This is a genomic window from Chitinimonas sp. (assembly GCF_036568685.1).
Lineage (GTDB): Bacteria > Pseudomonadota > Gammaproteobacteria > Burkholderiales > Chitinimonadaceae > Chitinimonas.
Map to the genome: position 1 here is coordinate 1 of NZ_DATCSC010000014.1, position 8,575 is coordinate 8,575.

Genomic DNA, 8,575 nt, shown 5'->3' on the forward strand with positions numbered 1-8,575 from the left:
GCTGTCCACCCCGGACTGCGACGGCAGCCCGGACTGCGCACCCAACCGCTTCTACGCCTATGGCGTGGTGGCCCGCTTGGCGCTCCTGGCCGCCTCGCGCGAGGTCGAGGTGACGGAGCCGGCGGCGGAGTTTTCGGTCGCCGCTTAATGTAGATGTAGTGAGTGGCTGTCACGGTCAGTGCGGGCGCCCGGGAGACCCGGGCGCTAGTCGTAAGTGAAACCTGAAGCGGCCGCTCCCCCTGATTTAGTCCCTGCCCCCTCCGCCCCCGCCCGCCGGCGGGGGGACCTCGCTACGCTCGTGGTTGCTCCGATGGGCGCACTCGTCGCTTGCCCCTCTTGTGGCTAGCAGGGGTTGGGGCAAGGCAGCGGCCTTCACGATTTTTATATATAAAGCGGGTTCCAACCATAAAGAGGAGAGACTCCATGGCCTTTTGGCGCCCGCTGCTGCTTGCGGCCTTGCTGCCCCTGGCGGCCCACGCCACCCCGGCTCCCGGTGATGGTTACCCCCAGGGGGCGCAGGTTTATTTCATCGGCCTCAAGGATGGCGACGTGGTGCCGCCGACCTTCAAGGTCAAGTTCGGCCTCAAGGTCATGGATGTGCGCAAGGCCGGGGAGGATATCTTTGACCGCAAGACCGGCCACCACCATCTCTTGATCGATACCGCGCCCATCCCCAAGGGCGAGATCGTGCCCTTCAGCGAGCACCACATCCACTACGGCAAGGCGCAGACCGAGACCACCCTGACCCTGCCGCCGGGTGAGCACACCCTGACCATGCAGTTCGCCGATGGTGCCCATATGTCCTACGGTCCGCAGCTCGCCGCCACGGTCAAGATCGTGGTCAAGTCGCCGGAGACTGGTCTTATCAAGCATCAGAGCGAGTAAGCACGGCTGGGCGGCAAGCGGTACTGGCCGCCGCGCGATAGGGTTCTATGCTTAAGCGTGGCCGCCCCATCCCGGGGTGGTTCTTACCAGTCGCCGCGCAGACTGTACCGCGCCGGTGCCCCCCACCCTGCCCTCGCGGCAGCCTGCTACAGGAGTGTTGTCATGACGCTGGAAGAGATCTTCGACAAGGCCGCCGGTCGTTTGCCCATGGTGCCCAAGGTCGTTCAGGAGCTGCTGGCCAGCTTCGAGAAGTCCGAAACCAATGTGGACCAGGTGGTCGAGCAGGTCTCACACGACCAGGTGCTCTCGGCCAAGGTGCTGCGGCTGGCCAATAGCGCCAAGATGAGCGGCGGCAAGGGAGTCAAGAGCATAGACGACGCGGTGGTGCGGCTGGGCTTCGACAACCTGCGCCTCCTGGTGGTCTCGTCCGGCATGTCCGGCATGCAGGTCGACAGCCCCGGTTTCGATCGCAAGGTCTTCTGGCTCAAGAGCTTCAAGACCGGCAATCTGTCGCGCTGGGCGGCCAAGCTCGCCAAGCTCGATGGCAACACCGCCTATACCTGCGGCCTGCTCCACAATATCGGCGAATTGCTGATCCATATTGCCGCTCCCGGCGAGATGGCCAAGATAGACCGCATGGTGGTGGCCGGTACCGACCGCGCCCAGGTCGAGAACATGGTGCTGGGGGTGGACCTCGCAGCCGTTGGTGGCGAACTGGCCCGCCGCTGGCAGTTCCCGGCCGAGATCCAGCGTGCCATTGCGCAGCATCAAAACCCGGCCGCGCACGAGCAGTTCGAACCCTATGCCGGGGTGGTGGCGCTGTCCAATCTGTTGGTCGCACAGTTCGACGCCCAACTGACCAACGGCGATATCGCCGAGATGTTGCCGGCCAAGCTCCTGGCCAAGCTCGAGATCGACCCCGGTGTCATGATCGGCGAACTCGACAAGGCCCGCGCCTCCTGCGAGGGCCTGGAGGAACTGCTGTAGCGCGCCGCCGGTCGCAGTACCATCACCGTCCAACCCAAGCGGGGGCGCGAGCCCCCTTTTCATGTCTTCAGACCCTGGTCCACCATGCAGATAGCCTTTCTTGCCGACCCGCTCGCCAGCTTCAAGACCTATAAGGACTCCACCTTTGCCATGATGCGCGAGGCCGCCCGCCGCGGCCATGTCATCCATGCCTTCGAGCAGCGGCATATGCGGGTGGAGGCCGGCCGGGTGGTGGCTGATACCTCCGCCATCACCCTCACCGGCGACGCGCATGACTGGTTCCGCGCCGCCCCGGCCGAGCGCCGCGAGCTGGCCAGCTTCGACGCCGTGCTGATGCGCAAGGACCCACCCTTCGACAGCGAATACCTGTACGCCACCCATCTGCTCGAACATGCCGAGCGGCAGGGTGCGCGGGTCTTCAACAAGCCCCGCGCGCTGCGCGACTACAACGAGAAGCTGGCCATCCTGCGCTTCCCCGAGTTCACCGCCCCTACGCTCGTCAGCAGCCGCGAGGACGATATCCGTGCCTTCCTGGCCGAGCAGGGCGACGTGGTGCTCAAGCCGCTCGACGGCATGGGCGGCACCGGCATCTTCCGGTTGCGGCCGGAGGACCCCAATATCGGCTCCATCCTGGAGAGCCAGACCCGCAATGGCAGCGTCACCCTGATGGCGCAACGCTACCTGCCGGCCATCAAGGACGGTGACAAGCGCGTGCTCTTGATCGGCGGCAAGCCGGTGGACTGGTGCCTGGCGCGCATCCCCAAGGCCGGCGAGACCCGTGGCAACCTGGCAGCCGGCGGCACCGGCGTGGCCCGCCCCTTGAGCGAGGCCGACCGCACCATCGCCGAGTCGTTGGGCCCACGCCTGGTGGCAGAAGGTTTGCTGCTGGTCGGCCTCGATGTGATCGGCGACAAGCTGACCGAGGTCAACGTCACCAGCCCGACCTGTTTCCAGGAAATCACCGAGCAATCCGGCATCAATGTCCCGGCGCTGTTCATCGACGCGCTGGAAGCGGCTGTCGTCTGAGTGTAGGTAGTTAGGTGTGCTGTCGAGCGTAGCAAGGTTCCCCGTCGGCGGGCGGGTGTATAGGCCGGAGTTGAAGTCACTTACAACGCATTGCAGTACGCCCGTGCAGCGGCTTTTCGCGCCGTGCCGGCTCGCTGATAGAATCGGTACCAACGCATAGTTTGAGCCTCATCATGGTTGGAATCCTGCTGGTCACGCACTATGGCCTGGGCGAAAGCCTGGCTGAATGCGCGGCCCACGTACTTGGCCGCCCCCTGCCGCAGCTGCGCTACCTCCCGGTCTACCGTTCGGACGACCCGGACGTGGTGCAGGAGCGGGCACGCAGCCTGCTGCGCGAACTCGACACCGGCGCGGGTGTCCTTGTGTTGTCGGACATCTACGGCGGCACCCCGTCCAATGTCGCCTACCGTCTGATCGAGCCAGGCCGGGTCGAAGCCGTGGCCGGCGTCAACCTGCCCATGCTGGTCCGTACCCTCAACTACAGCCACGAACCCTTGGATATCGTGGTCAGCAAAGCCGTCACCGGCGGGCTGGAAGGCGTGATGTACATGCTGCCGCCCGCCGCCCAGGCATAACCGGAATACGCATATGGCCCAACAGGAAGTCGAGATCATCAACAAGCTGGGCTTGCATGCTCGTGCTTCGAGCAAGCTCACCCAGCTCGCCAGCCGCTTCAAGAGCGAAGTGTGGCTGAGCCGCAACGGCAAGCGCGTCAACGCCAAGAGCATCATGGGCGTGATGATGCTGGCTGCCGCCAAGGGCAGTCGTATCACCATCGATATCAGTGGCGAGGACGAAGAGGCCGCCATGGGCGCCCTGGTCGAGCTGATCGCCAACCGTTTCGACGAGTCCGAATAAGAATCGGGACCGCCATGGACCATCTCGCCCTTGCCATGACGATGGTCCGCGCCGTGTCTCGCCACAGGCTGGAGGAGCCTAGGCCATGACCATCACGCTACATGGCATCGGCATCGGGGGCGGTATCGCCATCGGTCGCGCCCACCTGCTGAGCCATACCGACCTTGAGGTCGCCCACTACGAAATTACTGCCGCCGAAGTGCCGGCCGAGATCGCCCGCTTCGATGCAGCCGTACGCCTGACCCGCAAGGAGCTGGAACAGCTCTGGGGCAGCATTCCCGAGAACGCCCCGACCGAGCTCGGTGCCTTCCTGAGCCTGCACGTCATGCTGCTCAACGATCACACCATCAGCCGCGAGCCGCGCGACATCATCCTGGAGCAGAGCTGCAACGCAGAATGGGCGCTCAAGCTGCAGCAGGACCGGCTGCTGGCGCAGTTCGACGAGATCGAGGAAGAGTACCTGCGCGAGCGCCGCAACGACGTGATCCAGGTGGTCGAGCGGTTGTTCAAGGCCCTGGCCGGCCAGGGCGGCGGCCACTATGTGCCGCCGGACGACAGCAAGGAACGCATCCTGGTCGCCCATGACCTCTCGCCGGCCGATATGGTGCTGTTCAAGGAGGCCGACTTTGCCGCCTTCCTGACCGACGTCGGCGGGCCGACCTCGCATACCGCCATCCTGGCCCGTAGTCTCGACATCCCCTCGGTACTGGCGCTGCACCATGCCCGCCAGCTGATCCGCGAGGATGAGACGCTGATCATCGACGGTACCGCCGGGGTCGCCATCATCGACCCGAGCGAGACCATCCTTGCCGAGTACCGCAAACGCCAGGTGGCGCTGGCGGCCGAGCGCAAGAAGCTGCAGAGCATCAAGCGTACCGCCGCGGTCACCCGCGACGGCACCGCCATCGAGTTGCAGGCCAATATCGAGACCCCGGCCGACGTCGAACAGGCCATGGGCAATGGTGCCATGGGCGTGGGCCTGTATCGTTCGGAATTCCTCTTCCTGGGCCGCGACGACCTGCCCGACGAGGAAGAGCAGTATCTGGCCTACAAGGCCGTGGTCGAGGGTATGAAGGGCCAACCGGTCACTATCCGCACCATAGACCTGGGCCGTGACAAGATGCCGCGTTGGGCCGACGAGGAAACCACCTCGGCCCCCAACCCGGCGCTGGGCATGACCGGCGTACGCCTGTGCCTGGCCGAGCCGCACCTGTTCCGCACCCAGCTGCGCGCGCTCCTGCGTGCCGGCCAGCACGGCAAGCTCAAGCTGCTGGTGCCCATGCTGGCCAGCCTGGCCGAGGTCAACCAGGTCCTGTTCCATGTGGAGCAGGCCAAGGAGGACCTGCGCGACGACGGCGTGCCCTTTGCCAATGATGTGGAAGTGGGCGGCATGATCGAGGTGCCTGGTGCGGCGCTGACGGTCGGCCACCTGCTCAAGAAGCTCGACTTCATCTCCATCGGCACCAACGACCTGATCCAGTACACCCTGGCCGTGGACCGCGGCGACGACAGCGTCAGCCACCTCTACGACCCCTTCCACCCCGCGGTGCTGCAGCTGATCGGCCATGTGATCCGTACTGCCGACCAGGCCGGCGTGCCGGTCTCGGTCTGCGGCGAGATGGCCGGCGACGTGCGCCTGACCCGGCTACTGCTGGCCCTGGGCCTGCGCCGCTTCTCCATGCACCCTGCCCAATTGTTGAACGTGAAACAGATCATCCTCAAGAGCGACCTGACCCAGCTCGCCCCGCTGGCCCGCGATATTGAAGCCGCCCCGGACGCCGATTCGGTCCGTGTCCTGCTGAGCGGGGTCGTCGCGTGAGCCAGCCTCCCTACCGCCGCGCCCTGGTCATCAAGCTGCAGCACCATGGCGACGTGCTGCTCACCAGCCCGGTCGTCAGCACCCTGGCCGCGGCCGGCATCGAAGTGGATGCGCTGGTGTTCGACGAAACCAAGCCCATGATCGCCGGCCACCCCAACCTCTCGCAGCTGCACGGCATCGTCCGCAACGGCCACCGTGCCTTTGGGCTATGGGGCTGGATCAAGACCGAGTGGCGTTTGCTGCGCACCCTCAAGCAGCGCGACTACGACCTGATCGTCCACCTTACCAAGCGCCGCCGCGGTGCCTGGCTGACCCGGTTGCTCAAGCCGCGCGTCTCGGTCGCGCCCGAGGCGCTGACCGACCGCTTCTGGCGCAAGAGTTTCACCCATCTCTACTTTGAGCTGCAGGGCGAGCGCCATATGGTCGAGGTGCACCTGGACGCGGTACGCCGCATCGGCGTGCAGCCGGTGCCGGAGTCGCGCCGGCTCAGCCTTGCGCTGGACCAGACTGCGGTGGATAGCGCCCGCGCCCTGCTGGCCAGCCACGGCCTGGCGCCGGGCGGCTATGTGCATGTGCACCCCACCTCGCGCTGGATGTTCAAGGCCTGGTCGGCGGAGAAGATGGCCACCGTCATCAACGCCCTGACCGCGGCTGGCGAGAAGGTCATCCTGACCGCCACCAAGGACCCGGAAGAAGTCGAGATGGTCGAGGCCATCAAGAAGCTGCTGGAACGCCCGGTGGTGGACTTCACCGGCCAGCTCAACCTCAAGCAGCTCGGCGCCCTGATCGCCGACGCCAAGCTCTGGTTCGGCCTTGATTCCGCCCCCATGCATATGGCCGCGGCGCTCGGCACCCCCACGGTCGCCATCTTTGGCCCTACCGGCGAGAACAAATGGGCGCCCTGGATGGTGCCGCACCGCGTGGTCGCCAGCCCGGAATACGGTTGCCGGCCCTGCTTCCGCGCCGGTTGCGGCGATGGCCGGGTCAGCGACTGCCTGGTCAACCTGCCGGTCGAGCCGGCATTGCGCGCCATCCGTGAGTTGTCGATTGAGGTCGGCCGGCCGATCGCCCTGGCTTGAGCGGGGTTCGCCAAATAAAAAGGCCGGCATAGCCGGCCTTTTCTATTGGTTTGCCTGCCTGGCCGCCTTGCGGCGCGCCCGCCAGCGCTTGGCGGCGAACCAGGGTGCCAAGAGCCAGGGGAAGGCCGCATAGGCCAATAGCCGTACGCGGATCGCCATGGGCACGCCTCGGGCGCCCAGGAACAGACCCAGCTTCTTGCCCAGACCCTCGGCCAGCAGGATGTCGTGGATGTACTGCTCGCGTTGTAGCTTGGCTTTGAAAGCTGTATCCACCGCCGCAGCCTGTCCGCTCTGGCGCGCCGCATCCCACAGCAAGGGGATCTCGATCAAGGCGCTGCGCGCACCACGCAAGAGCCGCCGGCTCACGTCCTCGGCCGAGAGGCTGCGCTGCTTGGCCGAGAAGCCGCCGCGCCGATAGCGCACCAGCGGTGCATCGAGGGTACGTGCCCCGCCGGCCACAATGGCACGGAACACCATCACCAGGTCCTCAAACATCACCCCTCGCGGCAGACCGCCAAAGCGGTCGAACAGCCGTCGCGTCCAAGCTTGCGCCGCGCCGATCACATAGGGCGGCTTGGCCAGCCAGTCGGCGGCATTGCGGTAGGCGGCCAACTGGTCGGGGCAGATACGCTCATGCTCCCTGCCCTGCTCGTCGATATCCACCAGTGCGCTGGCGATCAGGTCCAGCTGGCGGCCCGAGTCTTCCCAGGCCGCCATCACCCGCTCGACGCGCGTCGGCAGCGAGATATCGTCACCGGCCGCCACGAACAGCATTTCCCCGTGGCTCAGCCGCGCCACATGGTCGATATGGGCGCCTATGCCCATATTGCTGGGGTTGCGATTGAGGACGATGCGGTGCGGCCCGGTATAGCCGGCCACCGCGGCCTGCATACGGGCATAGGTATCGTCCGGCGAGGCGTCGTCGGAGAGCACGATCTCCAGCGGGCTATAGGTCTGCGCCAGTGCGCCGGCAATCGCGTCTTCTATGCTGTCGGCTTGCCGGTAGGCGATCAGCAGCAGGCTGGCCAGCGGCCGCTCGGAAGAGGACTCGCTCAACGGTAGATCCACTGCCCGCCGCGGCGGTCCATGTGCAGGGTCATGCCGGTGGCCGCCAGCTCCTGGGCGCGCCATTGCCGTTCGCGGTTGCGGCGGATGCGCTTGTAGGCCTGCCGGCCCCACCAGGAGAGCCCCAGCTTGCGGTAGAGGTAGCGGTGGTCGCCAAACTCGGTCACGCCGGCTTCCAGCTTCATGGCTTTCTGGGTGATGGAGCCGAAGTGGTGCATGACCGCCTCGCCCACCGTCGCCATCTTCACGCCATTGCGCTGGCAGCGGAACAGAAACTCGGTGTCCTCGCGGCCGAACAGCGCCCGGTCGGTATCGAGGAAGCCGATGCGGTGGAACACCTCGCGTTTGACCGCGAAGCACACGCCGTGGAAGAAGTCGGCGCGTTGCTGGCCGGCCATCTTCTGCACATAGTCGGCGCTAAAGCTCTTGAGGTCGTAGTCCAGCTCACCTTCGATCAGGGCGGTACTCACCACCTCCACGCCCAGCTGTTCGGCGCGGGCGATGCTCGCCTCGATGGCGTTGTGGCCCATCACGATATCGTTGTTGAGCAGCACTACCCATTCGCTGTCCCAGTGCAGTGCACCCTGGGTCCAGGCGCCACCGCAACCGAGGTTCACCACGTTGCGGATGGAAGCGTATTGCGGGTTGGCGGCCAGCCAGGCGGGCGTTTCGTCGCTGCTGCCATTGTCAATGATCAATATGCTCTCGGCCTTTACGCCATTGGCCAGCAGGGATTCGACGCACTGCTGGGTGTAGTGGAGCTGGTTGAGCACCGGGATGATGATGCTGTACTTCATGCTTGTTCTCGGTCGGGTAGTGGCTTCAGCGTAGCAGGGCAGCTGCCAGCAAGGTGATC

General features: G+C 65.6%; 10 protein-coding genes. 8 read left to right on the forward strand and 2 right to left on the reverse strand.

The window, feature by feature from the left end:
• Nucleotide 1: 1 nt before the first annotated feature.
• From VIM95_RS02255 to rfaQ, 8 genes are all read left to right on the forward strand, one after another.
• Nucleotides 2-148, forward strand: coding sequence for a glutamate--cysteine ligase (locus tag VIM95_RS02255; protein ID WP_331982552.1), 147 nt, complete (start codon nucleotides 2-4; stop codon nucleotides 146-148).
• Between the two features lie 275 nt (nucleotides 149-423).
• Nucleotides 424-885 carry a DUF4399 domain-containing protein gene (locus VIM95_RS02260; protein WP_331982534.1) on the forward strand — a complete coding sequence of 154 codons (462 nt, stop codon included), beginning with the start codon at nucleotides 424-426 and terminating at the stop codon, nucleotides 883-885.
• Between the two features lie 162 nt (nucleotides 886-1,047).
• A complete protein-coding gene (locus VIM95_RS02265; protein WP_331982536.1) occupies nucleotides 1,048-1,872 on the forward strand; it encodes an HDOD domain-containing protein in 825 nt (274 codons plus the stop codon).
• Between the two features lie 84 nt (nucleotides 1,873-1,956).
• Nucleotides 1,957-2,898: a glutathione synthase gene (gshB, locus tag VIM95_RS02270; RefSeq protein ID WP_331982538.1), complete on the forward strand. Its 942-nt coding sequence runs from the start codon at nucleotides 1,957-1,959 to the stop codon at nucleotides 2,896-2,898.
• Nucleotides 2,899-3,071: 173 nt separating this feature from the next.
• Nucleotides 3,072-3,473, forward strand: coding sequence for a PTS fructose transporter subunit IIA (locus VIM95_RS02275; protein WP_331982540.1), 402 nt, complete (start codon nucleotides 3,072-3,074; stop codon nucleotides 3,471-3,473).
• Between the two features lie 13 nt (nucleotides 3,474-3,486).
• Nucleotides 3,487-3,756: an HPr family phosphocarrier protein gene (locus tag VIM95_RS02280; protein WP_331982542.1), complete on the forward strand. Its 270-nt coding sequence runs from the start codon at nucleotides 3,487-3,489 to the stop codon at nucleotides 3,754-3,756.
• Nucleotides 3,757-3,841: 85 nt separating this feature from the next.
• Nucleotides 3,842-5,575: a phosphoenolpyruvate--protein phosphotransferase gene (ptsP, locus tag VIM95_RS02285; RefSeq protein ID WP_331982544.1), complete on the forward strand. Its 1,734-nt coding sequence runs from the start codon at nucleotides 3,842-3,844 to the stop codon at nucleotides 5,573-5,575.
• Complete coding sequence (rfaQ, locus tag VIM95_RS02290; RefSeq protein ID WP_331982546.1) at nucleotides 5,572-6,654, forward strand: putative lipopolysaccharide heptosyltransferase III; 1,083 nt, start codon at nucleotides 5,572-5,574, stop codon at nucleotides 6,652-6,654. Before ptsP ends, rfaQ begins: the two co-directional genes overlap by 4 nt.
• A 42-nt stretch (nucleotides 6,655-6,696) precedes the next feature.
• Here rfaQ and VIM95_RS02295 read toward each other — a convergent pair whose 3' ends face one another.
• Both VIM95_RS02295 and VIM95_RS02300 read right to left on the reverse strand, forming a co-directional pair.
• Nucleotides 6,697-7,710 carry a glycosyltransferase family 2 protein gene (locus VIM95_RS02295; protein WP_331982548.1) on the reverse strand — a complete coding sequence of 338 codons (1,014 nt, stop codon included), beginning with the start codon at nucleotides 7,708-7,710 and terminating at the stop codon, nucleotides 6,697-6,699.
• The coding region (locus tag VIM95_RS02300) for a glycosyltransferase family 2 protein (RefSeq protein WP_331982550.1) at nucleotides 7,707-8,575 on the reverse strand (869 nt) is incomplete at its 5' end. The genes VIM95_RS02300 and VIM95_RS02295, both read right to left, overlap by 4 nt.